Origin of the sequence: Bordetella genomosp. 10 (assembly GCF_002261225.1) — a bacterium.
In the GTDB taxonomy this organism is placed as follows: Bacteria; Pseudomonadota; Gammaproteobacteria; order Burkholderiales; family Burkholderiaceae_B; genus Bordetella_C.
On sequence record NZ_NEVM01000001.1, the window covers coordinates 325975 to 352451 of the forward strand.

Below are 26477 nucleotides of genomic sequence, written 5' to 3' on the forward strand. Positions count from 1 at the left end.
ATTCTTTCCATACGCAGACACGAAATGAATCGCAGAGATTTTCTACAACTGGCGGGCGGCGCGATGGCTGCCAGCCTGCTGCCCGGCGCCACATATGCCGCCGACGCGCAAGACAGGAAGAAAGTACGTATCACGCTGCCTTCGGCGGGCAGCGCGGGCTCGGCCTGGCGTCCGCTGGTCGAGCGCTACAAGCTGGATCAGGATCTGGGCATCGTCCTCGACTGGGTGACGGCGGACCCCGGCAAAATGCAGGTGCAGTTAAGCGCCGGCTCCCTGGATGTGGGCGTCTTCGGTTCGGTGGGCCTGGCGACGCTGGCCAACCGCGGCAGCGACATCGTACTGTTCGGCCCCGCGCTGAATAACCATGGCCGCTGGATCGTGAAGGGGGACAGCGCCTACAAATCGCCCAAGGACCTGATCGGCAAACGCATCGCCACTACCGCCGAAACCAGCGAGACTTACCAGCAAGCGCGTATCGCGGCATCGCTGACGGGCCTGGATCTGAAGAAGGATGTGAAGGTGATCTTCGGATCGCCCACCGCCAACCTGGCGCTGTTCGAACGCGGCGACGTGGATGGCATCATCACCTTGGAGCCCACCGCCACGCGCCTGGTGGGCCGTGGCGCGCGCGAGATCGCTCGCGTCGCCGATATCTGGAAGGAGGCCACGGGCCAGGCGGACGATCCGTTCCTGGTCGGCCTGGCGGCCAGCAAGGGCTGGTATGAGCAGAACAAGGCCACCGCGGCGAAGCTGGCGACGCTGTTCGAGCGTATTGGCGCCACCATCGCCCAGCATCCCGAAAGTCTCAAGCCCATCGCCGCCGAGCTGGGCCTGAAGGCCGACGAGACGCAGGCCATCGAGCTCTTGCCCCAGCGCTTGGCGCCGACGTATTCGACCAAGTGGGACGCCAGCGTCTTCGCTACCATAGACAAGCAGATCGAAGTCGCGGTGAAACTCGGCCTGCTGGACGCGGTGCCCTCGCGCAAACTCTATGTGAAGGCTTGAATGCGCTCCGATAACGCGATTTTGCAAAGCGCCGATGCCGCGGTTGCGGCGGCGCCCAAGGCGCGCGGCGCCGCCGCCTGGCGCTTGCGCGCCTTGCTGGCGCGCGCGTGGCCGCCGGTGCTGTTCTTCGTACTGTTGACCGCGTGCTGGGAAGCCATGGCGGTGTGGCTGCATTCCCCCCTGGTGCCGGGCTGTGGCGCCATCGTGCGTGAGCTGGTGGAGATCGTGCGCAGCGGCTTCGCGTTTACCGAGATCGGCGTCACGTTCCTGCGCATGTCCCTGGGCTTCCTGTTGGCGCTGCTGTTCGCCTTGCCGGTAGGCATTCTGACCGCGGTGTCGCGCAACGCCGAGCGCTTTTTCGAGCCGGGGGTGATCCTGGGGCTGACGGTGCCGGGCCTGGTCTGGGCCTTGTTGTGCGTGATCTGGTTCGGTGTGTCGCTGGCGTCGCCGGTGGTGGCCGTGGCCTTGGGCGTGCTGCCCGCGATGGTGATTTCCGTGCACCAGGGCGTGCGCTCGCTGGAGCAGGAGCGGGTGGAGATGGTGCGGATCTTCCGTCTGCCGCCGGCGCTGGTGCTGCGCAAAGTGTGGCTGCCGCTGCTTTACAGCTTCATCGTGTCGGGCTGCCGCATCGGTTTTTCCATCGCATGGAAGGTCATCGTGCTGGTGGAAATTTTCGGTATGTCCGATGGCGTGGGGTATCAGCTTAACTCCAAGTTCAGCACCCAGGACGTCGAAGGCGTCATCGCCTGGACCTTGGCGTTCTGGATCGCCATGCTGGCCGTCGAGCATGGCATCTTCCGGCCGCTGGAAGTCCATGCCAATCGCTGGAAGCGAGGGAATGCGCGATGAGCAGCAATATTCAACTGCGTGGCATCGCCAAGCGCTATCCGTCCTTGGGCAGCGCCCCCGAACGCACGGTCTTGACTCAGGTGGACCTCGACGTTCGCGCGGGCGAGCTGCTGGCGCTGGTCGGACCCTCCGGCTGCGGCAAGTCCACGCTGCTCAATCTCATCGCGGGACTGGATCTGCCTACGCAAGGGGACGTGAAGTTCGACCGGCCGTTCCAGGGTATCAACCTGGGCGTGGTGTTCCAGCAGCCGCGGCTGCTGGATTGGCTGAGCGTGGCCGAGAACATCGGCATCGTGCTGGCGGGCCGCAGCAAGGACAAGGAAGACGTCGCGCGGACCGTACGGCAACTGCTGCAGCGCGTCGAGCTGCCCGAGCATGCCGAGGCCTACCCACAGTTCCTGTCCGGTGGCCAGCGCCAGCGGGTGTCCATCGCGCGCGCTTTCGCGGTGCAGCCGGATGTGTTGTTGCTGGACGAGCCTTTCAGCGCCTTGGACGAATTGACCGCCCGGCGCCTGCGGCAGTTGCTGCAGGCCATGTGGCTGTCGGGCGAGGGCCCGCGGCCCACCGGTGTGCTGGTGACCCACAACATGCTGGAAGCGGCCCTCCTGGCCGACCGCATCGCGGTCATGGGCGGATCGCCCGCCGGGATCGTGCGCATCATTGACGTCGACGTACCGCGCCCACGCGACCCCGACGATCCGACGCTGTTCGAGGTGCACAGGCAGGTAATGCAGTCGCTGCAAGGCTGAGCCTGTGGAACGCCTTTATTCCTTTACGTACTGGCTGGGGGGAACCGGCAGGCCAAGGTTCTCCCGAAGCGTGCTGCCCTCGTACTCCGTGCGAAACAGGCCGCGCGCACGCAGCACGGGCAGAACGCCGGCGCTGAAATCGTCCAGTCCGCCCGGAAAGTAGGGCGGCAGGATATTGAAGCCATCGGCCGCCCGCGACTCGAACCACTCCTGCAGGGTGTCGGCGATGGTCGCGGCCGTGCCCACCAGCAACAGGTGGCCGCGCGCCGCCGCGACGCTCATGGCCAACTGCCGCAGTGTCATGTTTTTGCGATGCGCCAGATCCAGCAGCAAGGTGGTTCGGCTCTTCATCGCTTCGCTTTCCCCCAAGGTCGGCGGCAATGGCTCATCCAGCGGCAGTCCGGAGATATCGTGGCCTATGAAAAATGACAGCAGGGGAATGGCCTCTTCGATGGCGACGTATTGTTGCATGGCGTCGAATTTCCCTGCCGCCTCCTCTTCGGTGGCGCCCACGATCGGCACCACGCCGGGCATGACCAGCACGTGGTCGGGATTTCTTCCCGCGGCCTGCGCCCGGCGCTTGACCTCGCCGTAATGCTCTCTTGCGGTGTCGAGGTCGTACTGCGCGCCAAAGGACACATCCGCATACCTGGCGGCCAGGTCCAGGCCCGGGCCGGATGCGCCGGCAACGATGGTGATCGGGTAGCCTTGCGGCGGCCGGTTCAGGTTCAAGGGGCCGCGGACAGAAAAGTGCCGGCCCTGATGATCGAGCCTGCGCATTTTCGTGGCATCAAAATACACGCCGCTTTCCTTGTCCCTGGGAAAGGCGCCTTCATCCCAACTGTCCCACAAGCCGCGGACCACCTGGACGAATTCCGTCGCGCGCTCGTAACGCTGCGCGTGCGGCACCTGGGCTTGCCCGCCGAAGTTGCCGGCGGCCTCTTTGCTGAGCGTGGTGACCACGTTCCACGCCGCGCGCCCGCCGCTCAGGTGATCCAGCGACGCGAACATGCGCGCCAGATTCATGGGTTCATGGTAGGTCGTCGACGCCGTAGCGGCCAAGCCTATGCGCCGCGTGACGCCGGACAGCGCGCTGAGCAGGGTAAGCGGCTCGAAACGGCTGACCACGGACGGGGTTGAAGTGGCATCGCTGCCCGGCACGTCCGGGAAGAAGATGAAATCGAACTTCGCTGCCTCCGCGCTTTGCGCGATCTCCCGCATCAGGCCGACGTCCTCGCCACCCGAACGGGCTTGCGGCAGGCGCCAGCCACCCTGGTGATAACCGGCGTGCAGGACAAACAATCCGAGTTTTATCTGCCGTTTCATTTCTTGCTTGAGCGACATTTCAGTTTCCCACCAGGTTCTTTCCAATGCCGCCAGCCACCTGGACGCCGGGATCGACGTCCAGCAGATCGAACAGCGTGGCCTTCAATCCGGAGAACGCCGGGTCGACCCGATTGCGGGGACGCGGCAGGGGATTGTCCACGATGCGTTCAATGCGTCCTGGATGGGCCGCCATCACCACGATGTGGTCGGACAGGTAAGCGGCTTCTTCGATGTCGTGCGTCACCAGGATCATGGTCGCGCCCGAAACCCGCCAAAGCGCCTGCATTTCGTTTTGCAGCTTGAGGCGCGTGAAGGCGTCCAGCGCGCTGAAGGGTTCATCCAGCAGAAGCAGGCTGCGCGAACCCATCAGCAGGCGCGCGATGGCGACGCGCTGCGCCATGCCGCCGGAGAGTTGTCCGGGGAATTTGTCGCCGATATCGGGCAGGTTCACCCGCGCCAGTTGTGCGCGGGCGCGCGTCTTCAGCATGATGGGGCCCAGTCCTTCGTTGACCGCGCCCAACACGACGTTCTGTTCCACCGTCAGCCAGGGGAACAGGCGATGTTCCTGGAACAGCATCCCGCAGGCCGCCTGCGGGCCGTCGACCGTGTGCCCGTCGATATCGATGGCGCCTCCGTGGCCCGGTTCCAGTCCCGCGATCAGCCGCAGCAACGTCGACTTGCCGCAGCCGCTCGGGCCGACCAGGGTGACGAATTCTCCGGGGCGAACCTGAAGGTCGATATTCGACAACACGTCTTGCGGCGAGCCGGCATAGCGTTTTGAGACATCGCGCAGGCGAACCGCTGGCGCGACGGGGAGTTCCTTGGATCGGTCCATGCTAGTCAAGCCATGCTCCCCCGTTCAGACCGCCGAGGCGCGGCGCCAGCGCAGCAGGCGCGCTTCCAGCGGCGCCAGCAGACCGTATTCGAGTATGGCCATGACCACAGCGAAGCAGAGGGTCCAGGCCAGGACGCCGGCCACGTTCTGCGCGCCGAACTCGCTGTTCAACTGGAAACCGACACCGCTGGACAGGCCGAACATTTCGACCAGCACGATGACCTTCCAAGCCAACGACAGCGCCAACCGGGCGCCGCTGAACACCACGGGCAGCAAGCCGGGCAGCCACAGGCGCCGCAGCCGTACGCCCAAGGGCAGGCGCAGCATGGCGGCCACTTCCAGCAGTTCGGCGTTGATGGACCGCACGCCTTGGATCAGGTTCAGCGATATCGCGGGCGCGATGGAAATGGCGACGGCGACGGCCGAACCCACCATGCTGATGCCGAACCAGATGATGCACAGGATGGCCCACACCAGGCCCGGCACCGTCAATCCCACGATCAACATCGGTTCGAAGAAGGCGGCAAGGCCGCGGCGGCGTCCCATGCCCAGCGCGAGCACGAACGCGCAGAGAAAGGCCAGGACGAAGCCTGACGCCACCCGGCCGAGCGTGGCCAACATGTTCTTGACCAGTTGGCCGCTGCCGATGATCTTGATGGTCTCCTGCCAGATATCGCCAAGGCCGGGCACCAGTGGGCTGCGCGCCACCGCCGCCATGGCCTGCCATCCCAGCAACAGGCAGGCGACAGCGGCGAATGCATACCACGCCCGCGGGATGGCGGGAGCGAGCGCACGCGTCATGCCAGGTACTCTTGACTGAAGATCGGCGCGGCGGGACGGGACGCCAGCAGCCCATGCTGGACGGCCAGGTCCAGTTGCTTGTCGATATTGCGCGCCACGCTGTCATCCCACTCAACCGACGTGATGTCGGCGATCCGCTGGGGCAGCAGTTCGATGGCCCTTGTTTCGGAGGCGGGCACGCCCAAGGCGTCCAGGAAGGCTGGCTGGGTGACCAGCTCCGGGTTCTGCACGATCAGCCGGTTTATGCCGAAATACGCCTTGGCGATGGTTCTCGCGGCAGCCGGATAGCGCTTAAGCCAAGCGTCGCTGGATGCCCAGCCCACCAGGAACAAGGACTTGTCGCCCGTCGCTTCGCGCCACAGGTCGCCGACCTTGGCGATTTCGCGGGCGCCTTTGGCGACCAGCCGTGTCGAGTTCGGCTCGATGGCGATGATTGCGTCGGCATCGCCGCGTTCGAACAGGGCCAGGCTGACCAGGGCCGGCCCATAGCTCATCTGGAAGTCTTTTTTCAGATTCAAGCCGTGCAGGGCAGCGGCGAGTTCCGCCTGCCGCACGGTGTCCGTATTGATCGGCAGCGTGGCGACGCGCTTGCCTTTCAGGTCGTGGATGGTTTTGTACGGGCTGTCGGCGCGCACGATCCAACTGGAGTGATTCAGGTCGAAAGGCGCGACCAGTTTGAAGTCAGCCCCTTTTTGATTGGCCTCGGCAACGCCCAGGGCGCCGTAGCCGCTGAAGTTCAGGGCGCCGGACAGCAATTGCAGTTGCATCTGGCCAGGGGCGCTGCCGATGTATTCGATGTCCAGGCCGGACGTATCGATTTCCTTGGACTTCAGCAGCAGAGGATAGAGGGCCGACGTGCTGCCTTTGTTGCCGGCCAGCAGCGTGACTTTGGTGAGTTCGGCCGCCAGGCTGTCCAGGTTGCGTACCGACAGCGTCCCGCCGGCGGCGGCCAGCACGGCCGCCTTCAGCAGCGCGCGGCGCAGGGGTGAAGACATGATCGGTTCCTTTCGTGCGGCTCAGAGATTGAAAGTGCTGTCATTACGTTCCAGCTCGCGCCGGAACGCTTGCCAGGTGCGCTCCGTGTACGTGCCGCCGACGCCACGCCAATAGACGGTGGCGGCCTCCGCCACGACCGCTTCGGCCGGCCGCCGCAATGCGCCGCCCCCAGCCTGCGCGGCGATCTGGATGCCACAGGCGCGCTCGAGGAAGTACAGGTGATGGAAGGCCTCGCCGATGCTGCCGCCCGCGGTCAACAATCCGTGGTTGCGCAGGATGAGAATGCGGTGCTCGCCGATGTCGCGGATCAGCCTGGCCTGCTCTTCCCGATTGAATGCGAAGCCCTCGTAGTCGTGGTATGCCACATGGCCGTGGAAGCGCGCGGCTTGCTGGGACAGATACGTCAGCAGGCCGTGCTCCTGCGCGGACACCGCCACCCCCGGCGTCGTGTGCGTATGCAGGATGCAGGTAAGATCCGGCCGCGCGCTATGGATGGCGCCGTGAATGACGTAGCCGGCCAGGTTGTGGCCGCGTCCGAGCGGGTCGTAGAGCACATTGCCTTCGATGTCGATCCGTACCAGGTTGGACGCGCTGACTTCATGGAAGGTCAAGCCATAGGAGTTGATCAGGAAATAGTCGTGTATCCCGGGGATGCGCGCGGAGAAGTGCGTGAAGATGTGGTCGGTCCAGCCGAAGCGCGCCGCGAGCCGGTAAGCGGCCGCCAGTTCCTCGCGTACGGCCCATTCCGCTTCGCCCACGGCTGCGCGCACTTCGCGCGCATCTGGGAATACGATGGCTTGTGTAGTCATGCTATGTGACGCTCCAGTGTCATGCCAGGGCCACGCCGTCATGGATAGGCGCGTCCGCGGCTTGCTTATCGAGAATGCCGGCCGCGGTCGTCGTGGATTTCGCGTAGCACTTCCGGATGCGCGGTGATGGCCGCGTTGGTTTGGGCGAAAGCGCGAGCCAGCCGCGTGGCGACCGTTCGATTCGCCTCGATCCAGCTTCGTTGCGCAGCCAGGCCGACGAGGAAGGGATCGGCGCTGTCGCCCGTGGCCTCGCGTCCTGCGTCCTACAGGACCAGTTGTTCGTACTGGTCGCGCTGCAGGTCCAGGTCCCAGGTGCCCATCCACTACGCCGTGTAGGCAAAGCGGCCTTCGTCCATGGGGCGGCTGTGCGCGTAGCGGAAGAACTGGTCGCTGATCTCGTGCGGTTCGATGCGGCCGCGGATCGGGGCGGTGATCAGGTGATGCTTGTACGCATCGCGGTTGGCCTGAATGATTTCGGTCGCTTCGTTCACGGCGGCCAGATAGGCCTCGCGTACGTCCTGCGGCAAATCCGGCGAGATCACTTCGGCGCCGCGATAGAAATTCACGCCTATGATGTGCGCGCCTTCCTTCAGCGCCAGGCTGACATAGGGCTCCATCAGGGACGCCGCGCGCAGTGTGCCCGCCTTCAACTGTTCATAGCGCACGTAGGGCTCGCCGACGTGCTCCAGCACGACCTGCTCGCGCGGCAGCGCACCGTCCAGGAATTGCAGGGCGGTGTAGTGGGAGCCCGTGAATTCATTGATGCCGATGGGCACGCCGGCCAGGTCGCGCAGTTCCTGGATCGCGGGATCGAAAGACAGGATGACCTGGGCCACGACCGCCGGACGCAGGGCAAATACGCGGCTGCCCCGTTCGCTGCGGTCGGATCGGTCCAGCCCCGCCCACTCGCACAGGTTGTAGGCGTCGGCCTTGCCGCATTCGTACAGCGACTCCTTCTGCCGTTGGAAAGCGTCCTTGCTCGATGTGACGGGATCGTGCTTGTCGACGAACTGGACATGTAGGCCGCGTTTCTGGAAGAGACCTTGCTCCAGGGCGACCGTGATGGGCAGATCGAAAACGGGAACGTTAGGGGCGATGCGAAGCGTGTATGGGCTGGTCATGGCGGAATGATTTGCGGACTAACCAAAAATAGTTAGTGGGCTGTCTATTTCGCATACTAGGATTCTTCGTGCGCAGCCAGCCAATACCTTTTCCTCATGAATTAATGCGAAGGTGAGTGGCGCCCTGGTCATGGCCATCCAAGAGATTGCACATACGCGGGTGCTTTATGGATTCTCTTCGGCAAGAAGTCGGCGTTGGACTTCGAAATTTGGCGTTTGGACAACGTTGCGGCCATCGCCGCTCACGCCCCCGGGGGGGAGAGACCGCGCGCTCTACGCCGGTGTTGGCGAAATCCATACGTTCTTCAATGAAGAACGCGCACCGTCCGGATCGAAGTCCAGTCCATGCACCCTGCGGTTGTAAAGGGTATAGAACGGGGCGTCCATTAGCGGAAGCAGGGGTAGGTCTTGCATGGCCAGGCGTTGAACGTCGCCGAACAGCTTGATCCGCTTGGCAGGATCAAGCTCACGTTGATAGGCCTCGATGGTACGGTCCATGTCGGCACTAGCGTATCCTGTCGCGGAAATGTAAGGAACGCCGCGGGAGACAGCTTTGGACCAGTACAGCCGCGTGAGCCCCATCTCCGGATCGAACAGCGTCGAGAAACCGTTGATGATGATGTCGTAGTCGTAGTTGGTCCAGATCTTCTTCACGTAGCTGGGCGCTTCGGATGAGACGGGACGGATCTCGATGCCGACCTTGCTGAAATTTTGTCGCAGGTATTCTCCCGCCTGGACGAAGGCGGGGGCGCTGGGCGATAGATCGAGTTGCAGTGAGAAGCGGATGCCGTTCGACTTGCGAGGGTAGCCGGCCTCGTCTAGAAGTTTCTCGGCCAGCGCCGGATCATAGGCGTATTCGGGCTTGTCTTTCGTGTAGTAGCGCTTCAGCGATTTTGGAATGGGACCATCCGAGCGCGCGCTCAGTCCATACCAGACGGTGTCGATGAGCCCTTGCTTGTCGACCGCGTGTGCAAACGCCTGCCGGACTTTGAGATTGCCAGTGATCGGACGCTTTAGGTTGAACATCAGATAGTAGATCTGCGCGTTATAGGAGTAGCCGCGTTGATCCAGCACCAGATTCTTGTTCTTGCGCAGGCGTTCGACGTCCGAGAACGGTACCCCTGCGAACGGCAGGTATAGGATATCCCCCGTCTCCAGGGCAGCTGCGCGGCTAGCCGGGTCGGGAATGTCGCGGAAGATCACCCTATCCAGATAAGGTCTGTCCGGATCCCAGTAATCGGGATTGCGCTCAAGTTCGACGTACTGGCCTTTTTTCCAGTCCTTGAAGCGGAAGGGACCGGTGCCTATGGGCTTGCCATTGTGTGGATTGGTCCGCACATCTGTACCTTCGTACAGATGCTGGGGAATAATCTGGGCTTCTACCGCATTCAACGTATTCAGGATCACGGGCGCGGGGCGGGACAAACGCAGAATCGCGGTGTGCGCGTCGGGCGTTTCGACGTCCCGGACGGCACTGAACGTGATACGCGCACGCGGATGCACTTTCTTCAGCACCTCCAGGATGCTGTAGCGGACATCCGCTGAAGTGAAGGGATGACCGTCGTGCCATTTGACCCCTTCGCGCAACTTCAGGGTGATCGCTAACCCATCGGACGACGTATCCCATGACGTCGCCAATACCGGTTGCGGGTTCTGGTCATCGTCGTAAGTCAGCAGTCCGTCGAATATGTTGGCGGACACCGCGGAGTTGGCGTATTGATTGTTGAAAGTGACATTCAGCGTATTAGGCGGGGGAAAGATCGCGGCGATCAACGTGCCGCCGCGCACCGGCTTGGCGTCGGCGCTTGCCGTTTGCGCGAACGACGGCGTATTCGCTATCAAGGGAGAAAAAATGGCGGCTTGCAGCAGGCGGCGGCGCGAGACGTCGGCTGCATTTTCAGGTTTGGACATGGCGAAGCTCCGTATTGCGGGGAGAAAAACTAATGAGTAAAGGCGTCGAACAGGTCCGCGACATCCGGCACGTCCTCTACAGCCAACAGGTGGTCTACGAGTTCACGCGCGCGGGCATGCCCGATATCCAATCCTTCGACGAGTGCAGCGGCCGCCTTTGCGCGCACGGCGTGCTCATCGATGGATCCGTCCGCGGATGATCCGGGCAGCCGGGACACGGTGATTCCAGTGGTTTTACCGTCCGTAAACTGCAGGCGCAGGGTCGCGGGAGCCATCGTGCCCACGCCTTCCTTGCGAACGACGACGCGCTCGATCAAGGGCTGCAAGGCAGGGTCGAATACCGCCGCTGGGGTAATCTGCGCGACGCCGAAAACGCCGTAATGTAGCGCTGCCGCTACCGCATACTGGGCGCAGAACTGTCCTGTCACTTCCGCGTTGGCGTCGGTCGAGTAGGGCGCGCCCACGAGTGCATGCATCTCTTCCGTGATTGTGAGCTCGACGCGCACGATGGTCTTGGTGTCCAGACAGCCAGGGCCGGCGCGGTTGGCGAGCTGCACGGCAGCCTCGATCGCGGCATGTGCCCGTCCGCAGGCCGGGTAGTGCTTGTACGTGGTCTGCTCCAGCAGGTAGACGCGACCCAATCCCGCAAGGACCCGCGCTGGATCGTGGCTGCCGTAAAGCGCGAACAGCCCATGTCGACCCTCGAAGGTCTCATGCGGACCTGTGATTCCGGCCTGGGCGAGCAGCGCGCTCTGAACACCGGCGCGCGCTGCAAAGGCGGACAGGAGCCGCTTGCTCAACGCTCGTTCGATGTGACCTTGCTGTGTTCCGGCCACTTGGCCAAGTGCGATACCCAGTGCTGCCGCCGTGCCCCTGGCGTCGAGGCCAAGCAGTCTTGCGGCCGCCGCGGCTGCGCCGAATACGCCATAGACCGACGTGCGGAACCAGCCGCCCGGCGCTTGGCCAGCGTGCGCGAGCCGGTAAGCCAGCTCGGATCCTGCCGCGATCGCCGCCATCAGGGCCGCACCGCTGGCGTGAACGAGTTCCGCAACCGCGAGGGCCGCGGGGATGACCACGGCATCAATATGGCTGGCATATGGGTTGAGGGAGTCAAAGTCCAACGCGGCCGCGTAGCTCCCGTTGTGAAACGCCGCGGCAGCGGGCGGAACACGCAAGCCACTGCCGTTCCAAAGCAGGCTCCGAGGCGATCCGCCATCGGCCTCGGTCAGTGCGGATACTGCGCGCATCCCTTCGGAGCGACGTGCAGCCCAAGCTACGGCGACAGTATCCAGAAGGCTGTAGCGCAGCGATCGCCGCGTCGGCTCAGGAAGGCTGGCGGGATCGGAGCCGGCCAGCCACGCCACGATTGATGTGAGGTTTCGGTTCACCGCGCTGCCCCCGTCGGCTGTAGCCAGACGTCGGCGAGCGCCGAGCGTGCCGCGTCCGGTCCCGTCTCTAGTCCGCGGACGCGTTGATTGGAGAAAGTGAAGAACGGCGAGTCCATGATCGGGAGCAACGGCAGATCGGCGCCCAACTCGCGCTGGAGCTCACGGAACAGCGCTTGGCGTTTTGCGGGGTCCTGCTCGCTGCGGTAAGCCTTGACGATGCTGTCCGTCCGCGCACTGGCGTATCCGGACGCGTTGACATAAGGAACTCCGCGCGACGCGCCTTCGGACCAGATGATGCGGGTCAGGCCCAGTTCCGGGTCCAACATGATGGAGTAGCCTTGGATCAGCATGTTGAAGTCGTACTCCGTATAGATCTTGCGGATGTACGTGGGCCCGTCATAGCGCTCGATGTTCAGCGCGATGCCTACCCGCTTGAGATCCTGCCTGATCATCTCCGCCGCTTGCACGTAGGCCTCGGTCGACGGAGAAGGCGTAAAGCTGATCTTGAAGCGTTCGCCGCCCGCTTTTCGCGGCACGCCGGCCTGGTCCAGCAGCGCCTCGGCCTTTGCTGGATCGTAGGGATAGGTAGGCTTGTCTTCCGTGTAGAACTGCTTGAGCGAGCGTGGGATGACGCCATCCTCGCGTTGACTCAAGCCGTACCAGACCGTATCGATCAGGCTTTGGCGATTGATCGCATGCGCGATTGCGCGCCTGACCCTGACATCGGAAATATGCGGACGGCGCAGATTGAATTCAATAACATAGATCTGTGCGCTGTATTCGTAACCGCGCGATTCGAAGCGCAATTGGGGATTCTTGCGAAGACGTGCCACATCGGAATAGGGGACACCGGAGTAGGGCAAATAGTGCAGGTCGCCGACTTCAAGCGCTGCCGCCCGGCTCGCGCCGTCGGGGAGCGAGCGGAAGATCACCCGATCGAGATAAGGTTTGCTCCCTTCCCAGTAATCAGGATTCCGTTCCAGCTCGATGTATTCTCCCTTCTTCCAATTTTTGAAGCGGAAGGGACCCGTGCCGATGGGTCTGAGATTGTAGGGATTGGTCCGGACGTCGGTCCCTTCGTACAGATGCCGCGGGATCAGTTGGCTCTCCGACGGACTCAAGGCGTTCATGATGACGGGGGCAGGCCGAGAGAGCCGGAGAATCGCCGTCAAGGCATCCGGGGTCTCGACGCTGGTCACCGGCGCGAAGGTGATACGTCCGCGTGCATGAACCTTTTTCCACACTTCCAGGACGTTGTAAGCGACGTCGGCCGAGGAGAACGGCGTGCCGTCATGCCACTTCACGCCCGAGCGTAGCCTGAAGGTGATGGCCAACCCATCCTGCGACACATCCCACGCGGTAGCGAGCACGGCTCGCGGCTTCTGATCCTCGCCATAGCTCAGCAGGCCGTCGAAGATATTGGATGACACCACCGCGTTGGCGTATTGATTATTCACCGCGACGATCAGCGCCGAAGGTTCCGGATGCACGGCGGCGATCAGCGTGCCGCCGCGCACGGGCTGATCTGCCGCGTCATTTTCCGTCGCCGCTGCGGCCAAGCTGGCCAGGCGCGGCGGAAGGCCCGACAACGCACCGGCGACGGTCGTCATGGCAAGGAGACGTCGTCGCAGGGGGGCTGGCACTGCCGGATTCTTGGGGGTTACAGGCATGGTGGAGTCAGAGAAATCTGTCGGCGGGATGGGCCTGTCCATGCGGGCCCCATTTCGGTTTGGCGAAGAGACGCTCCACCATGGGTTTGAAAAAATTGAGCGGCAGGCTTTCATAATCCGGGTCGAAGGAGGCGCCGTCATAGCGGTCGCAGAACTCCGCGACGCTGTCGAACCACGGATGGTCGCGGTATCTGTCGCGAGCGTTCCGGTCCCGGCCTGTGAAATGAAAGAAGTAATAGCCTTGAAAGATGTTGTGCTTCTCGACGATCCAGTGGTTCTGCGGGGAAACGAAAGGCTTGAGCACCGCCGCGGCCAGGTCGGCGTGGTTGAACGAGGCCAGCGTGTCGCCGATATCGTGAAGTAGCGCACACACCACATACTCTTCGTCGCGGCCATCACGGTACGCCCGGGTGGCTGTCTGCAAAGAGTGCTCATAGCGATCGATGAGAAACCCTTCGGTGTCGCCCTTGAGCAGTTCCAGATGGGCCAGCACCCGTTCGGGCAAGGCTCGCTTGTAGCCCGCGCGTCTCGCGAGCAGGATGTCGGAATCCGCTTGGTTACGATCCTTCATATGGCGAAACGAGACCGTTGCGGTCAGTAGGCTTGCGTCGCTCGGAGATGCCTCCGGAGCGGTGGTGTGTTGCGTCATGATCGGTTCCAGAGGAAGTCAGGCGTTGTAGCCCGGAAAGTCACGATCTGCCTTGCGGCGGAAGGCCGCCCACTCGTGCTTGGCCTTGGGCGACCAATGGCGGTCCGAGTAGATGGTGCGGCCGCGTTCGATGCTGGCGCGCACCACCTCGGCATCGACGTCGTGTAGCTTCAGGCCGCCGGCCAAGGCGGCCACCTGGATGCCGCAGGCCCGTTCCGTCCGTGCGATCAACGCGAAGGCTTCGCCGATGCTGCGGCCGGCTGCAAGCGTGCCGTGATTGCGCATGAACAGCACCGAGCCATCGCCCAATTGTTCGGCCATACGGGTCCATTCCTCGCTGGGCAGGCGCGAGCCGCGGTAGTCGTAGTAGCGCACCCGGTTCAGCAGTAGCATGGCATTCTGTGAAATAGGCAGGAGTCCGCCCTCCTGCGCGCCCACCGCGGTACCGGCCACTGAATGCAGGTGCATGATGGCCTGGATATCTGGCCGGGCCGTGTAGAGCGCGCCGTGGATTTCATCCGCCGCCGGATTCACGCCGTTCGGGCTGGGGCTGAGCTGATTGCCGTCAAGGTCGATCTTGACCAGGCTGGACGCCGTGATTTCCTCGAAGAAATAGCCGGCGGGATTGACGAGATAGTGATCCGGCTCTCCCGGGACCCGTAGGGAGAAGTGCGTGCCAAGCAGATCGTGCCATCCGTATTGCGCCGCCAGGCGATAGGCGGCGGCAAGGTCGACACGGGCGTCCCATTCCTGCTGGGAGCAGGATGCGCGCACGGAGGAGGGCGTGGAAGTCGCGGAGGGAAGTGCACTCATGGAAGCTCCTGTTCTAAAGGCTGGGGCAGATTGAGGTTGGCGGGGATGGGAAGGCCAAGGTGGTCACGTAGGGTCTTTCCTCGATAGGCATGCCGGAAACGGCCGCGCCGCCGCAATTCCGGCACCAACTGGTCCACGACATCGTCGAGCGCGGCGGGCAGCCATGGCAGCATCAGGTTGAACCCGTCGGCGCCGTCACCGTCCACCCAGGCTTCCATCTGATCGGCGACCTGGGCCGCCGTGCCGATGGCAAGCAGGTGCCCGCGGGCGCCGACAACCTTCTGGTAGAACTGGCGGACGGTAAGCCGCTCCTTGACGGCCATGTCGATCAGCAGCTTCTGGCGGCTGGGGAAGTCGGGGGTGAGGGCCAGCTGCGGGAAAGGGCTGTCCGGGCCCAGATGCGACACGTCGATGCCGAGATGCCGCTTCAGGACGATCCAACCCACTTCGGGTTCGATCAGGTCCTGCAGTCGCTCGTATTTTTCGCGTGCTTCCGCAGCTGTGGCGCCGATGAACGTCATGACGCCAGGCATGATCTTCAGGTGCGCCGGATCACGCCCGGTAGCCGCCGCCTGTGCCTTGACGTCGGCGTAGAACGCTCGCGCGGCTTCCAGGCTGGGCTGTGCGGTGAAGACCACTTCAGCCCGTGTGGCAGCAAAGTGGCGTCCGTCGCTCGACGACCCTGCCTGCACGATGACCGGCTGGCCCTGCGGCGAGCGCGGGATGTTCAAAGGGCCACGCGTTGTGAAATACGTGCCGCGATGTTCCTGCACATGAAGCTTGTTTGGATCGAAGAACAGGCCACTGGCTTTGTCGCGCAGGAACGCGTCTTCCTCCCAGCTGTCCCACAGGGCCTGCACCACGTCGACGAACTCCTGGGCCCGTTCGTATCGCTGGGCATGGCTTCGCACGGTTTGCTGATTGAAGTTCTGGGCTTCGCGGTCGTTGAAGGACGTTACCACGTTCCAGCCAGACCGGCCGCCACTCAACTGATCCAGGCTGGCGAACTTGCGGGCTACGTGAAACGGTTCGAAGTAGCTGGTCGACACCGTGCCGACCAGGCCCAGGTGAGACGTACTGGCGGCCAGCGCGGCCAGCAAGGTCGTGGGCTCCAGGCGGGTGACGCGCGACGTCCGCCCGACCGTTTCGTCGTCCGGATATTGTGCCGCCATCTGGTCACCGAAGAAGATCATGTCCAGCGTGCCGCGCTCCGCCGTCTGTGCCAGGCTTCGATAGAAAGAGAGCGTGGACCCGCCGTCGGCAGGAACATCCGGGTGCCGCCAGGCGGCGATGTGGTGGCCGACATCCAGGGGAAAGGCGCCGAGATGGATATGCGAACGTTTAGGCATGTTGATCGCCTCAGAGGCGCGCGGTGACGTCGTAGGCCTGGCCCAGATGAAACTTGCCCACTGTGGCGGCGGTCTTGTCGTAGTTCTCGTGCAGGGTTTGGAATCTCAGGTCACGGATGAACCGCGAGATGTCGCTGTCTGCGTCCAGTGCGCTGGAACCGGCTACTTGGGCGCCGCGGTCGATGGCGAGCACGGCTGCCGCGATGGCCTGATGCTTGGCGTTCATGGAAAACAGTTCGGCGGCGGCGCTGTCGCGGGTCCAGAGCCAGGCGGCGCGGTAGGTGAGCCAGCGCGCCGCATCGATGGCGATACGCAATTCGCCGATGCGCAGCTGGGCGTAGCCGTCGCCTGCCGTGCCGCGGTTGGGCAGATAGGCCGTCAGCAAATCGAACAGGCCTTCCGACGCCCCTATGTACTGGGCCGCGAAGCTTAGGTGGCTCTTTGCCTGCCATCTCCCCTTGGCCGACTCGCCCAGGGCGCCGAGCTGATTCCGGTCGGGTACGAACACGTCTTTCAGGCGCAGGACCGGGCTGAACGCCCCACGCATGCCGATCGGATTCCACGAGCCGGGCTCTATGGTCAGCCCTTCCACGCCCTGGGGCAGGGCAAGCATAAGGTGGCCGTCCGGGACGGGAACGTCCTTGGCGACCGCCGCAAGGGTATGGTAATGAACTGCATCGGCGAGCGTCGCATAGTTCTTGACCCCGTTGACGACCCACCCGCCAGGCACTTTCTCAGCCACCGTTTGCAGGTTGTACAGGCCGCGCGCCGTCCGGCCGGGTTCGCTGCCGGTGGAGTTGACGAACTTGCCGGCATGCACCACGGGGCCGAGGATACGGTCCACCTGTTCCGCGGAGCCGATCTGCTCAAGACGATGCGAAGCGTTGTAATGGATATGGATACTCTGTGCGGTCGACGGGCAATAGCGTGCGGTCTGCTCCACGACAAGGAGGGACGCCAGCGGGTCGGTGCCGAGCGCACCTCCACCCAAGCCGCCCAAGTCCTCGCTCAGGGATGCGGCGCCGTAGCCAGCGTCGACCAGGTCCTGTAGGTTTTCCACGGGGCTGGCGGTGCCCACTTCCAAGGCGGCGGCGCGCGGCGCGAAACGGGTCCGGCCAAGTTCGCCGACGGTGTTGTAGATAGCTTGCTGCTTGGGGGTGTAATCGAAGTTCATAGCGGAGATGAAAAAAATTTCAGGCGGTGTGCTGCATGCGGAATCCAGCCGCGGCGGGCTGGCCCAGGGCACCTACCAGACTTTCTTCCCACGCCAGGTAGGCACGCGAGTGTTCCTCGCTGCCGGTGTGGCGCTGGTGCAGCCAGAACAGGTGATCGATGCGCAATGCCGGCGGGATGTCTATCTTTCTGTCGTCGACGGCGAGGCCCGCTTCCCGCCATTCTGCGAGCCCGCCGGCTACAGAATGGATGGACAGGCTGGGGTGGCTTTCTCGCAGGTCGATGGCGGCGAGACGGTTCGCATCGTCATTCGTACCGAAGATCAATACCGTGCTGGCCGTGTCCAACGCCGGTGTAATGGCTTTCAGCCGTGAACGATTCGTCCATACGGCGCCCCTGACGCGGTACTGGGCATAGTCGGCGCTTGTTCTGACGTCCAGCACCAGCGCATTCGCCGCCAGCAGTGGTGCGGCGTCGGCGGGCGCCAACGTTTCAGGAGCGCTGGCCAACGGTTCCGGAAGGTCCGCCCTCGCGTCCTTGCGCAGCGCTTCTGGCAATTCAGGGTCGTCGAGCACGACCACCAGCCAGCCCAGTTGTTGAAGCCAGTACGCCGTCACGTCGGCGCGCGCGGCCAGGTCGTCGACCAGTACGATGCGCGCGCCTCGCACGACGGCCCAGCGGTCCAGCGTCTGTACCAACTGGCCGCCGGGGACGTTGATGGTGCCAGGCAGGCGGGCCTTCGAAAATTCCGCCGGGCTGCGCACGTCGATCACGTAGGTCGTTCGCTGCGGATCGCGCTTCCAGTCCTCCAGCAATGCAAGGTTGATCCGTTCGATGCCGGCCTTGTCGGCCAGGGCACGAGCGCGCTGCCGCCCCGTGGCGATGCCTGCCGCACTGAAGGCGGGCGCCGGCTCGCCCGCGCCGTTCACCACTGCCAAGCCGGCCAGTTTCCATCCTTGCGTGCCGCCCGCCAGGGAGTAGACCGGATTCGGTACGCCCGCGCTGATCAGCGACTGTGCTCCCATGATGCCGCGTGTGCGTCCTGCGCAGCTGACGACCACGGGCACCGTGGGGTCCTGCACGAAGTCGGCGAATCGCAGCACTAGGTCGGCATTGGCGCAATGACGCGCGCCTGGCACGTGGTAGCGCGCGAACTCTTCGGCCGTGCGGCCGTCCAGAATCACCGGCGGCTTGGGGCCGGCGCGCCAGGCTTCCAGGTCGCGCGCGCTTACCGCAGGGGTGTGGAAGGTGTGTTCGACGAACTCGGCGAAAGCCTTGCTGGGCACATGGATGCTGGGAAAAAGCGGGAAGCCGGCCTTCACCCAGCCATCGGTCCCGCCTTGAAGCAGGGACACGTTGTTGTAGCCCAGCTGCGCCAGCCTGCGTGACGCTGCCGCCGCGTTTTCCTGTTCGCCAACGAGCACGATACGGGTGCCGCGCCGAGGAACACGCCGCGTGATTTCACTTTCCAGGCGGCTGTAGGGCAGATTGCTGGAGAGCAGCAGATGGCCTTCGCCGAAGATTCCGGGTTCTCGGATGTCCAGCAAGGCAATTTCGCTGGATTCGGTCAAGAGACGCTGCAGTTCGGCAGCAGCGATTGAAAAGGCCTGTGTCATGGTTGATCAGTCGTCCGAGTAGTGGGTGAGGTCGGCGGTTTCAAGGCGGACCGGTGCTAGGTTTTGTGTGGGCGCACGCAAGAAATTGATCACCTGGCCGTCGACGCGTGAAGGACTGGCGGCGGGGTCGCCCTGCGCCGCGACGGCGTGGCACGCGACACCGTGTCCTTGCGTCAGCACCGTCCACGCGGGTGGCGCGACGGCGCAGACCGGCAGCGCGATGGGACAACGGGTGTAGAAACCGCAACCCTGCGGCGGGGCATAAGGGTCCGGCAGGTCGCCCTGCAGCAGACCCCGTCTGGCCCCCGCGCTCCGCTCTTCTGCCGGCGTGATAGCGGGCGCGGCGGCAATGAGGGCGCGCGTGTAAGGATGAGCGGGCTGTCGCCAGATGCGCTCGCGTGGACCGGTTTCTACGATGCGGCCTAGATACATCACCGCTACGCGGTCGGCCAGATGCTGAACGACGCCAAGATCGTGGCTGATAAACAAGTACGCTACGCCCAGATCACTCTGAAGGTCACCCAGCAGGTTAAGGATCTGTGCCTGTAGCGACACATCCAGGGCCGACACCGGTTCGTCGCAGACCACCAGCTTGGGCTCGGGAGCCAGCGCGCGTGCAATGGCGATACGCTGGCGCTGGCCGCCGGAGAACTCATGCGGCAATCGCTCTGCCACGGCGCTCGACAGCCCGACCCGCTCCAGCAATTCGTCCACCCGTTTTGCGGCGGCGCGACGGGTCAGGTCAGGCCTGGTCAGGCGCAATGGCGTGCTGAGTATCCGCCGAACCGTCTGGCGCGGATCCAGTGATCCGCCTGGGTCCTGAAAGACCATCTGGAACTGGCTTCGCAACGGTCGCAGTTTCCGGAGCTTGAGTTCGGTGATGTCCTGGCCGAGGATGCGGATACGCCCCGAGTCAGGGTGGGCCAGGCGCATCACGGCCTTGCCTAGCGACGACTTGCCGCAACCGGACTCGCCGACCAGCCCCAGCGTTTCCCCCGGCGCAACGTGCAGGCTTACGTCCGCCACCGCGTGCAGCGTACCTCTTGCAGTGCGATAGCAAACATGCAGATTGTCGATATCCAGGATGTTCATCCGACTATCTCCCGCTGCAAGGAAGCTTCTTCCTCGGCGCGATGGCAGGCAACCTCGCGCGCGCTGCCAGTGCCAGCGGTGCCCAGGCTACGCAGCGCCGGGACCGCCGCATGGCAGGACGCGGCGGCAATATCACAACGGCTGACGAAGGCGCAGCCGGCGTCTAGCGTGCCGGGCGCCGGAACCGCGCCCGGGATCTCGAGCAAGCGACGGCGCGTTCCCATGTATCCACTGTCGAACTGTGGGCGTGCCTGCACGAGCAGTCGTGTGTACGGGTGCGCTGGTGCTCGGAAAAGCGCCTGGACCGACTGCTGCTCGACGACCCGCCCCGCATACATCACGATCACCCGGTCCGCGGTTTCCGCGACGACGCCAAGATCATGCGTGATCAGGATGAGAGCCATGCCCAACTCGCGTTGGAGCTGGGTCAGCAAAGCCATGATCTGCGCCTGGATCGTGACGTCCAGCGCAGTGGTGGGTTCGTCGGCGATCAACAGAGCGGGGCGGCAGGCAAGCGCCATGGCGATGGCGACACGCTGGCGCATGCCGCCGGAGAGCCGGTGTGGGTAATCATGCAGGCGCCGAGCGGCTTGCGGGATGTGGACCAGATCGAGCAGGGCGTGAGCACGCGCCCACGCCGTCCTGGCATTCATTTTTTCGTGGGCGCGCACCGCTTCGGCGATTTGCGCGCCTACCGTCATGACCGGATTCAGCGCAGCCATGGGGTCCTGGAATATGGTTGCTAGGCGGGAACCGCGCAGCGCGCGCATGTCTTTGTCCGGCAACGCCAGCAGCTCGCGATCCTGGAAACGAATCAGGCCTTGCACGCGTGCGCGCGGCGGCAGCAGGCGGGTCAGCGCCAATGCCGTCATGGATTTGCCGCAGCCGGATTCCCCAACGATCGCCAGCGTCTCGCCAGCGGCCACTGAGAAGGTCACATCATCGACGACCGTGATCGGCGCGGGGCGGCCGGGAAACGTCACGCGCAGGCTATCGACCTGAAGTAATTTCGGGGAGTTCATCGCAGGCGTGCCTTGGGGTTGAAGACATCATTCAGGCCATTGCCCAGCAAGGTAAATGCCATGACCGTGAAGAAGATCGCCAGCCCGGGTTCGGCGGTCATGTACCAGGCGGTGCGCAGTACCTGGCGGGCGTCGCCTATCATGCTGCCCCAGGACATCGCGTCCGTGTCGCCCAAGCCCAGGAATGACAGCGCGGCTTCCGCCAGGATGACCGACGCGATCAGCTCGGACGCGGCCACCATCACCGGCACCAGGCTGTTGGGCAGGATGTGGCGCACGATGATGCCAAGATGACCCATTCCCATCGTGACCGCCGCATTGACATAGTCGTGGCCACGAATGCGCAGTGCTTCGGCGCGCACCAGCCGCGCGATCTGCGGCCAGGCCGTCAGCCCAAGCGCCAGGGCGATGCTGGCTTCGGAGGGCCCTAGAATGATGACGACGGCGATAGCGAACAACAGCGTCGGCATCGTCAGGAAGATTTCGGTGAAGCGCATCAGTGCGTCATCGACATGCCCGCCAAAGTAGCCGCTGACCACGCCAAGGACGATGCCCAGCGCCAAGGCCAACGTCGACGCGCCGAAAGCGACCAGCAGCGATTGACGCGCACCGTGCATCAGCGCGGCCGCCATATCCCGGCCCAGCATGTCAGTGCCCAGGGGGAAGGCCGCGCGGGCGCCAGGCCAGAGGGTGGCGGGCCCGGCCATGTCGCGCGGGTCGCCCGGATAGGCCCAGGCCGCGCTCAACGCGCTCAGCACCACGAAGGCGACCATAAGCAAGCCCGAGACTGCGGCAGGCGAGCGCAGGATGCGGCGGGACAGCCGGTTGTCGGCGCTCATCGGGCCACCTCGATCCGGGGATCCAGGACGGCGTAGAGAAAGTCCACCGCCAGGTTCATGCTGATGACGAGCACCGAGCTACAAAGAAAAATCGACAGGAACAGGTTGAGGTCGCGGGCGCCCACCGCATCGTAGGCCAACCTTCCCAGGCCAGGCCAGCCGAATACGGTTTCGATGACGACCGTGCCGCTGAACAGGCCGCCAAGGTGCAAGCCGGTGATCGTGACGATGGGCAGCAGGGCGTTGCGCAGCACGTGGCGCAGCAGCACGCGCCGCTCGGTAAGGCCTTTGGCGCGCGCGGTGCGGACGAAGTCGAGATCCAGGATGTCGAGCATGGCCGAGCGGGTGAGCCTGACGTAGAGGGCAAGGTAATAGATGCCCAGCGACAGCGCGGGCAACACCAGATGCATTCCGACATCCTTGATGTATTGCCAGGTGTTGGCATAGTCCGCGCCTACGGTGCTGAATCCGGCGACCGGCAGCCAGCGCAGCTTCACGCCGAAGAAGACGATGAACATCAGCCCGATCCAGAACAGGGGCGTCGCGAAGCCTATGCTTGAAAACACGGTGATGCCCGTGTCCAACGCTGTTCCCCGATAGCGCGCGCTGAGAACGCCAAGTGCGACCCCGACGATCAACGCGAACGCCAGCGCACTGAGCGACAGCAACAGTGTGGCAGGAAGGGCGCCGGCGATCAGGGTGGAGACAGGCATGCTGTCACGGAAGGAGTAGCCGAGATCAAGATGGATGACGCGATTCATGAAGGTGAGGAACTGCTTCTGGATCGGCGCGTCCAGGCCATAGAGTTCGCGCATCTCCTGCATGTACTCCGCGGTTGCGCCGCCGGACTCGCCCGCCATCACGTCGACGAGGTCCCCCGGCGCGGCTTTCATCAGCGCGAACGAAACCAGCACGATGACGAAGACGGTTGGGACGACCTGCAGCAGACGGTAAAAGAGGCGCCGCCACACGGGACGGACGCCGCGGTAGGCCATGTCGGCCTTCGGTAGGATGACGGTATTCATCAAGATTTCGCGCGCGCCGGCGCACCTGGAGCAGGGCGTTGAGGGTGGTGCGCAGTGCGTTGGGGAGAGCGATACTTTGTCGCAAACGCGCTGCGATACGAAGTATTTTTTGTTTTTATGAATATTCGATATCGCTAATATTTTTATTCAATGCAAGCATATGCGATAGATATGATTCGCTGCCAGGCATAACGATATGGAGGCGTCACGGATCACGTAGACCTACAATCCGCTTTCACATCACTCGTTCTACGGACTGTCCGCGGCGATAGCGGAGTGACGACATGACCGTAGCTCTATTGCCTAGAGGTTTCTTGTGGAGTTACGCCATCTCCGGTACTTCGTGGCCGTGGCGGAAGAAGAGCACGTCACGCGCGCCGCGCGCCGCCTGGGCATGCAGCAGCCGCCATTGACGCAGCAAATCCAGGCGCTGGAGGCCGAACTGGGGGTGCCGTTGTTCGAACGTCGGCCAAGAAGCATCCAGCTCAACGAAGCCGGCCGTGCCTTTCTGGAAGATGCGCGCCGCCTGCTGCAGGACGCGGATGCCGCAGTCTCGCGGATTCAGCGTTACGCGCAGGCGGCCGATGCCGTGCTGCGCATCGGCATGACCACGACGTCGGCGCTTCACCATCGTACACGCGCGCTGCTGCGGGCGTTTCGTGGACAAAGACCCGAGGTGGTGCTGCAACTGGAAGAGGGGGCAGCGGCGGATCTCCTTGGCGGCCTTGAACGTGGCGAGCATGATGTCGTATTGATACGCGGTCCCGGGCCCGAAGTGTCGACGTTTGCCACCCAGTGGCTCAGCGAAGACGATCTTATGGTGGCCGTGCCGGCACAGCATCCCATCGCTCATTCCGATGGGATCGATCTCGGCGATTTGCGCCACGAGGATCTCATTCTTTATCGGCAGGGTGGCTACATGGGACTTTCCAGCCGCCTCATGGCGACCTTCGAGCGCCAAGGCATACAGCCGCGCGTGGGTGCAGAGGCGCGCAGGTTGCTATCGGCGGTGAATATGGTTGCGACCGGAATGGGTATCACGGTGGTGCCGCGGTCGCTCGAGGCGCTGCGGATAGACTCGGTGATCTACCTGCCGCTGCAGACGCAACCCGTGGACCGCGCGCCCGTCACGATGATTTATCGCCGCACCGATTGCCATCCGTTGTTGCACGAGTTTCTCGATGTCGGTGAACGGGTTGCGCGCAGCATCGGCCCCGCCAGGGACGTGCCCCTGGAAGCCTGACGACGAGGCGTGCCGCGGCGCCATTACAGCATCAGAAGCTGTGCCTCATCCCGATCAGGAATTGTGTCGCGCTCCAGTCTCTGGCCGACACGCCCGTGGTCGCACTGTCGAACCAGGCGCCGTCCAGATAGGAGACGTAGGTGTAGAGGTTGGTGCGCTTGCTCAGCGGATAGGAGTAGCCGAGACTGTAGATCCGTTGCGTGTGTCCCGGCTGGTCGTTGCGGCGCACCCCGCGGTTCGGGTCGCTCAGCTGGTACTGCGCGAGCACTGTGCCCGTGCCAAGCTTTGCGGAGACCCCCAGGGTATAGCCGTTGACCAAGCCGCCGCGGAAGACGGCCGTTTGTCCGGTGTTGTTCGGGAGTATGCCGTTGATGTAGGCGTCACGGTGCTGGGCGAACGCTCCATGCAGGGTGACGGGACCCACATTGACGGTGCCGCCGACGCCGTACTCACGCGGCCGCACATCCTGGTGTACGCCGGATGAGTACGTATTATCCTGGAGAAAGGCCGCCTGATAGTAGCTGACCAGCTGCCAGGTGGAGGCCCGGTAGCGTGTCACGACGCTAAGAATGCGGTCGCTGCCGTTGTTGAAATAGGGATTCGTCCTCCCGTCGGTATTCTGCGCCAGATGACCGTCGAAGGCATAGCTGACGGCGGCTTGCAGGTTGTTGAATGCAGGGCTGATGTACTTCAATGAGTTATCGGCGCGGGGTGTAGTGTTGCTGTTCACGGAACTGCCCCCGCCGGCCAGTTTGAAACTGGTTCCAAATGGGCTGTAGACGCCCGTGTAGTCGGTGGCCGCCAACGTCTGCCGGCCGGCGCGTAGTTCGCCCCAGGAACCGCTCAGGCCGACCCAGGACGCGCGGCCGAACAGCCGGTTGTTCTGCGTGGACTGTCCATTGGCGCTGTCGAATCCGCTTTCAAGCTGGTAGTTCGCCTTCAGGCCGTCGCCCAGATCCTCCGACCCGCGTAGGCCCCAGCGTGAGCCGGATTCGCCGCCGCTCACTAGGTCTTGTGAGCTGCCTTCGCCCTTTATACGAAACGATTGATAGCCTGCGTCAACGATGCCGTATAGCGTGACCGAGCTGGTTGCGGCGAATGAGGGGGTGGCCAGGGATATCGTTGTCAGACCTAATGCGAGCGTGTAGCGTTTCATTATTGATGCTTTGATAAGGTGGGATGGAAAGGGCGCTTTTGAAACTGCGGAGCAAAAGCGCAGGACAAACTCCGCCCTCCGCGCGGATGGCGGATGAATGGAGAAGACGGAAGAGGCGAGGGCCTAGGCGCCAGGAAGCGAGCGGCGGGCCGCAGCGTCTGCGCGCTGAAGCAGCAACGCCAGCAGCAGATCGAGCGTGGGCGTGGCCATGTCAAATTGTCTGGCGTGGCCAGACCTGTGCTGCGAGCGACTGCGCATCGATCTCCAGAGGCTTGCCGGCAAGCAGATCCTGGAGCATCGACGACCGGTGCGGCGTCTGCCGCATGCGGCCCGGCCGCGCGACGATGTCGACTTGCACATCAAGCGCTTAGGAACACGTCCGGTTTCGCTGATACATCGTGCGAAGAGGTCGCATAAAACCGGAGTCTCGGCCACCTCCTTACCGGTGGCCAGAGTGAGGCACGCGATTGGAGACAGCCTGTGCTTATGGAAGTACCGCCACGGCAAGCCATTGACCGCGAATATCACAGGGGTACTTGCGTCTAGGAGCGGCAGCAAGTCGGCAACGGAGCCAGGACGAGTGTGCGCTTCGGCGGCGACGATGACGGCATCCTGGGGACCCAGACCCCGGGCGTTGACCGTGGCGGCAACGGCCACATGCCAGGATTCGTGCTCGCTTTGATAACGCAGGCCATGCGTGCGTATGGCCTTCACCTGGCTCTTGCGGACCACGACACTAACCGGCAGGCCTGTACGCGCCAGACAGGCGGCAAAGAAGGAGCCGATGGCGCCTGCACCGAGAACGGCAATCTTCATCGCCAGCCCGGGAATATCTGGTGCTTGCCGGCGGCCGGCGCCGAGCCAGCGCTCCCCCGCGCCTGGAGGTGGCGCTTGAACATGGCGCTAAGCAGATCGACGCATGCGAGGTCATAACCTGTATGCACGGTATTGAGAATTGACGCGTCAACGGCGGTGAGGGTCTCGTCGTTGATTGAACGGCTGGATAGTACGGGGCGTGGCGACATGGAAGATCGATACTT

At 63.6% G+C, this 26477-nt stretch carries 24 protein-coding genes and 1 pseudogene; 4 read left to right on the plus strand and 21 right to left on the minus strand.

Features of this window, described 5'->3' with window-relative positions:
• Positions 1–24: 24 nt before the first annotated feature.
• Genes CAL29_RS01425 through CAL29_RS01435 form a run of 3 tightly spaced genes read left to right on the plus strand, consistent with a single transcriptional unit; the run spans position 25 to position 2603 of the window.
• Positions 25–1005 (plus strand): ABC transporter substrate-binding protein, encoded by a 981-nt coding sequence (locus tag CAL29_RS01425; RefSeq protein ID WP_094852644.1) that lies wholly within the window; start codon positions 25–27, stop codon positions 1003–1005.
• The gene (locus CAL29_RS01430) at positions 1006–1854 is read left to right on the plus strand and encodes an ABC transporter permease (RefSeq protein ID WP_094851225.1); all 849 of its coding nucleotides are present in this window, start codon (positions 1006–1008) and stop codon (positions 1852–1854) included.
• Positions 1851–2603 carry an ABC transporter ATP-binding protein gene (locus tag CAL29_RS01435; RefSeq protein WP_094851226.1) on the plus strand — a complete coding sequence of 251 codons (753 nt, stop codon included), beginning with the start codon at positions 1851–1853 and terminating at the stop codon, positions 2601–2603. The genes CAL29_RS01430 and CAL29_RS01435 overlap by 4 nt, the downstream gene beginning before the upstream one ends.
• Positions 2604–2618: 15 nt before the next feature.
• Here CAL29_RS01435 and CAL29_RS01440 read toward each other — a convergent pair whose 3' ends face one another.
• The 18 genes from CAL29_RS01440 to CAL29_RS01525 all read right to left on the minus strand — a co-directional run bounded on the left by CAL29_RS01440 (position 2619) and on the right by CAL29_RS01525 (position 23038).
• On the minus strand, positions 2619–3947 hold the full coding sequence (locus tag CAL29_RS01440; RefSeq protein ID WP_094851227.1) for an LLM class flavin-dependent oxidoreductase: 1329 nt from the start codon (positions 3945–3947) through the stop codon (positions 2619–2621).
• A gap of 1 nt (position 3948) precedes the next feature.
• Positions 3949–4764, minus strand: a complete 816-nt coding sequence (locus CAL29_RS01445) for an ABC transporter ATP-binding protein (protein ID WP_094851228.1) — start codon at positions 4762–4764, stop codon at positions 3949–3951.
• A gap of 24 nt (positions 4765–4788) precedes the next feature.
• Complete coding sequence (locus CAL29_RS01450) at positions 4789–5565, minus strand: ABC transporter permease (RefSeq protein WP_094851229.1); 777 nt, start codon at positions 5563–5565, stop codon at positions 4789–4791.
• Positions 5562–6560: an ABC transporter substrate-binding protein gene (locus tag CAL29_RS01455; protein WP_094851230.1), complete on the minus strand. Its 999-nt coding sequence runs from the start codon at positions 6558–6560 to the stop codon at positions 5562–5564. Before CAL29_RS01455 ends, CAL29_RS01450 begins: the two co-directional genes overlap by 4 nt.
• A 21-nt stretch (positions 6561–6581) precedes the next feature.
• Positions 6582–7370 (minus strand): class II aldolase/adducin family protein, encoded by a 789-nt coding sequence (locus CAL29_RS01460; RefSeq protein WP_094851231.1) that lies wholly within the window; start codon positions 7368–7370, stop codon positions 6582–6584.
• Positions 7371–7693: 323 nt separating this feature from the next.
• On the minus strand, positions 7694–8491 hold the full coding sequence (locus tag CAL29_RS01465) for an ABC transporter substrate-binding protein (protein WP_094851232.1): 798 nt from the start codon (positions 8489–8491) through the stop codon (positions 7694–7696).
• A gap of 273 nt (positions 8492–8764) precedes the next feature.
• Complete coding sequence (locus CAL29_RS01470) at positions 8765–10402, minus strand: ABC transporter substrate-binding protein (RefSeq protein WP_094851233.1); 1638 nt, start codon at positions 10400–10402, stop codon at positions 8765–8767.
• Positions 10403–10431: 29 nt separating this feature from the next.
• Positions 10432–11790, minus strand: a complete 1359-nt coding sequence (locus CAL29_RS01475) for an MmgE/PrpD family protein (RefSeq protein ID WP_179283870.1) — start codon at positions 11788–11790, stop codon at positions 10432–10434.
• Positions 11787–13400 carry an ABC transporter substrate-binding protein gene (locus CAL29_RS01480; RefSeq protein WP_094851235.1) on the minus strand — a complete coding sequence of 538 codons (1614 nt, stop codon included), beginning with the start codon at positions 13398–13400 and terminating at the stop codon, positions 11787–11789. The genes CAL29_RS01475 and CAL29_RS01480 overlap by 4 nt, the downstream gene beginning before the upstream one ends.
• 67 nt (positions 13401–13467) lie before the next feature.
• Positions 13468–14031 (minus strand): HD domain-containing protein, encoded by a 564-nt coding sequence (locus CAL29_RS01485; RefSeq protein WP_094851236.1) that lies wholly within the window; start codon positions 14029–14031, stop codon positions 13468–13470.
• 96 nt (positions 14032–14127) lie between these two features.
• A complete protein-coding gene (locus tag CAL29_RS01490; protein ID WP_094851237.1) occupies positions 14128–14922 on the minus strand; it encodes a class II aldolase/adducin family protein in 795 nt (264 codons plus the stop codon).
• Positions 14919–16271, minus strand: a complete 1353-nt coding sequence (locus CAL29_RS01495) for an LLM class flavin-dependent oxidoreductase (protein ID WP_094851238.1) — start codon at positions 16269–16271, stop codon at positions 14919–14921. Before CAL29_RS01495 ends, CAL29_RS01490 begins: the two co-directional genes overlap by 4 nt.
• A gap of 10 nt (positions 16272–16281) precedes the next feature.
• The gene (locus tag CAL29_RS01500) at positions 16282–17445 is read right to left on the minus strand and encodes an acyl-CoA dehydrogenase family protein (protein ID WP_094851239.1); all 1164 of its coding nucleotides are present in this window, start codon (positions 17443–17445) and stop codon (positions 16282–16284) included.
• Between the two features lie 19 nt (positions 17446–17464).
• The gene (locus CAL29_RS01505) at positions 17465–19060 is read right to left on the minus strand and encodes a rhodanese-like domain-containing protein (RefSeq protein WP_094851240.1); all 1596 of its coding nucleotides are present in this window, start codon (positions 19058–19060) and stop codon (positions 17465–17467) included.
• Between the two features lie 6 nt (positions 19061–19066).
• The gene (locus CAL29_RS01510) at positions 19067–20152 is read right to left on the minus strand and encodes an ABC transporter ATP-binding protein (protein WP_094851241.1); all 1086 of its coding nucleotides are present in this window, start codon (positions 20150–20152) and stop codon (positions 19067–19069) included.
• Positions 20149–21174, minus strand: coding sequence for an ABC transporter ATP-binding protein (locus CAL29_RS01515; RefSeq protein ID WP_094851242.1), 1026 nt, complete (start codon positions 21172–21174; stop codon positions 20149–20151). Before CAL29_RS01515 ends, CAL29_RS01510 begins: the two co-directional genes overlap by 4 nt.
• Positions 21171–22013, minus strand: coding sequence for an ABC transporter permease (locus CAL29_RS01520; RefSeq protein WP_094851243.1), 843 nt, complete (start codon positions 22011–22013; stop codon positions 21171–21173). The genes CAL29_RS01515 and CAL29_RS01520 overlap by 4 nt, the downstream gene beginning before the upstream one ends.
• Positions 22010–23038 carry an ABC transporter permease gene (locus tag CAL29_RS01525; protein ID WP_256977119.1) on the minus strand — a complete coding sequence of 343 codons (1029 nt, stop codon included), beginning with the start codon at positions 23036–23038 and terminating at the stop codon, positions 22010–22012. Before CAL29_RS01525 ends, CAL29_RS01520 begins: the two co-directional genes overlap by 4 nt.
• A gap of 316 nt (positions 23039–23354) precedes the next feature.
• On the opposite strand from CAL29_RS01525, the gene CAL29_RS01530 reads away from it, so the two are divergent.
• Entirely contained in the window at positions 23355–24281 is a 927-nt protein-coding gene (locus CAL29_RS01530; RefSeq protein WP_094851244.1) for a LysR family transcriptional regulator, read from the plus strand.
• A 31-nt stretch (positions 24282–24312) separates the two neighbouring features.
• Here the strand turns inward: CAL29_RS01530 and CAL29_RS01535 are convergent, their stop codons facing one another.
• From CAL29_RS01535 to CAL29_RS32240, 3 genes and pseudogenes are all read right to left on the minus strand, one after another.
• Positions 24313–25437 carry a porin gene (locus CAL29_RS01535; protein ID WP_094851245.1) on the minus strand — a complete coding sequence of 375 codons (1125 nt, stop codon included), beginning with the start codon at positions 25435–25437 and terminating at the stop codon, positions 24313–24315.
• Positions 25438–25648: 211 nt separating this feature from the next.
• Entirely contained in the window at positions 25649–25795 is a 147-nt protein-coding gene (locus CAL29_RS01540) for a ketopantoate reductase C-terminal domain-containing protein (RefSeq protein ID WP_094851246.1), read from the minus strand.
• 158 nt (positions 25796–25953) lie between these two features.
• A pseudogene (locus CAL29_RS32240) lies at positions 25954–26253 on the minus strand (ketopantoate reductase family protein); the annotation flags it as partial.
• Positions 26254–26477 lie beyond the last annotated feature (224 nt).

Excerpts from the sequence above, each read along its gene's own strand:
- CAL29_RS01520 (WP_094851243.1), bottom strand. The coding sequence starts at position 22,013 with ATGAGCGCCGACAACCGGCTGTCCCGCCGCATCCTGCGCTCGCCTGCC.
- CAL29_RS01535 (WP_094851245.1), bottom strand. The coding sequence starts at position 25,437 with ATGAAACGCTACACGCTCGCATTAGGTCTGACAACGATATCCCTGGCC.
- CAL29_RS01450 (WP_094851229.1), bottom strand. The coding sequence starts at position 5,565 with ATGACGCGTGCGCTCGCTCCCGCCATCCCGCGGGCGTGGTATGCATTC.
- CAL29_RS01500 (WP_094851239.1), bottom strand. The coding sequence starts at position 17,445 with ATGAACTTCGATTACACCCCCAAGCAGCAAGCTATCTACAACACCGTC.
- CAL29_RS01485 (WP_094851236.1), bottom strand. The coding sequence starts at position 14,031 with ATGAAGGATCGTAACCAAGCGGATTCCGACATCCTGCTCGCGAGACGC.
- CAL29_RS01425 (WP_094852644.1), top strand. The coding sequence starts at position 25 with ATGAATCGCAGAGATTTTCTACAACTGGCGGGCGGCGCGATGGCTGCC.
- CAL29_RS01465 (WP_094851232.1), bottom strand. The coding sequence starts at position 8,491 with ATGACCAGCCCATACACGCTTCGCATCGCCCCTAACGTTCCCGTTTTC.
- CAL29_RS01515 (WP_094851242.1), bottom strand. The coding sequence starts at position 21,174 with ATGAACTCCCCGAAATTACTTCAGGTCGATAGCCTGCGCGTGACGTTT.
- CAL29_RS01430 (WP_094851225.1), top strand. The coding sequence starts at position 1,006 with ATGCGCTCCGATAACGCGATTTTGCAAAGCGCCGATGCCGCGGTTGCG.
- CAL29_RS01470 (WP_094851233.1), bottom strand. The coding sequence starts at position 10,402 with ATGTCCAAACCTGAAAATGCAGCCGACGTCTCGCGCCGCCGCCTGCTG.
- CAL29_RS01440 (WP_094851227.1), bottom strand. The coding sequence starts at position 3,947 with ATGTCGCTCAAGCAAGAAATGAAACGGCAGATAAAACTCGGATTGTTT.
- CAL29_RS01455 (WP_094851230.1), bottom strand. The coding sequence starts at position 6,560 with ATGTCTTCACCCCTGCGCCGCGCGCTGCTGAAGGCGGCCGTGCTGGCC.
- CAL29_RS01505 (WP_094851240.1), bottom strand. The coding sequence starts at position 19,060 with ATGACACAGGCCTTTTCAATCGCTGCTGCCGAACTGCAGCGTCTCTTG.
- CAL29_RS01435 (WP_094851226.1), top strand. The coding sequence starts at position 1,851 with ATGAGCAGCAATATTCAACTGCGTGGCATCGCCAAGCGCTATCCGTCC.
- CAL29_RS01490 (WP_094851237.1), bottom strand. The coding sequence starts at position 14,922 with ATGAGTGCACTTCCCTCCGCGACTTCCACGCCCTCCTCCGTGCGCGCA.
- CAL29_RS01445 (WP_094851228.1), bottom strand. The coding sequence starts at position 4,764 with ATGGACCGATCCAAGGAACTCCCCGTCGCGCCAGCGGTTCGCCTGCGC.
- CAL29_RS01460 (WP_094851231.1), bottom strand. The coding sequence starts at position 7,370 with ATGACTACACAAGCCATCGTATTCCCAGATGCGCGCGAAGTGCGCGCA.
- CAL29_RS01525 (WP_256977119.1), bottom strand. The coding sequence starts at position 23,038 with ATGAATACCGTCATCCTACCGAAGGCCGACATGGCCTACCGCGGCGTC.
- CAL29_RS01495 (WP_094851238.1), bottom strand. The coding sequence starts at position 16,271 with ATGCCTAAACGTTCGCATATCCATCTCGGCGCCTTTCCCCTGGATGTC.
- CAL29_RS01510 (WP_094851241.1), bottom strand. The coding sequence starts at position 20,152 with ATGAACATCCTGGATATCGACAATCTGCATGTTTGCTATCGCACTGCA.
- CAL29_RS01480 (WP_094851235.1), bottom strand. The coding sequence starts at position 13,400 with ATGACGACCGTCGCCGGTGCGTTGTCGGGCCTTCCGCCGCGCCTGGCC.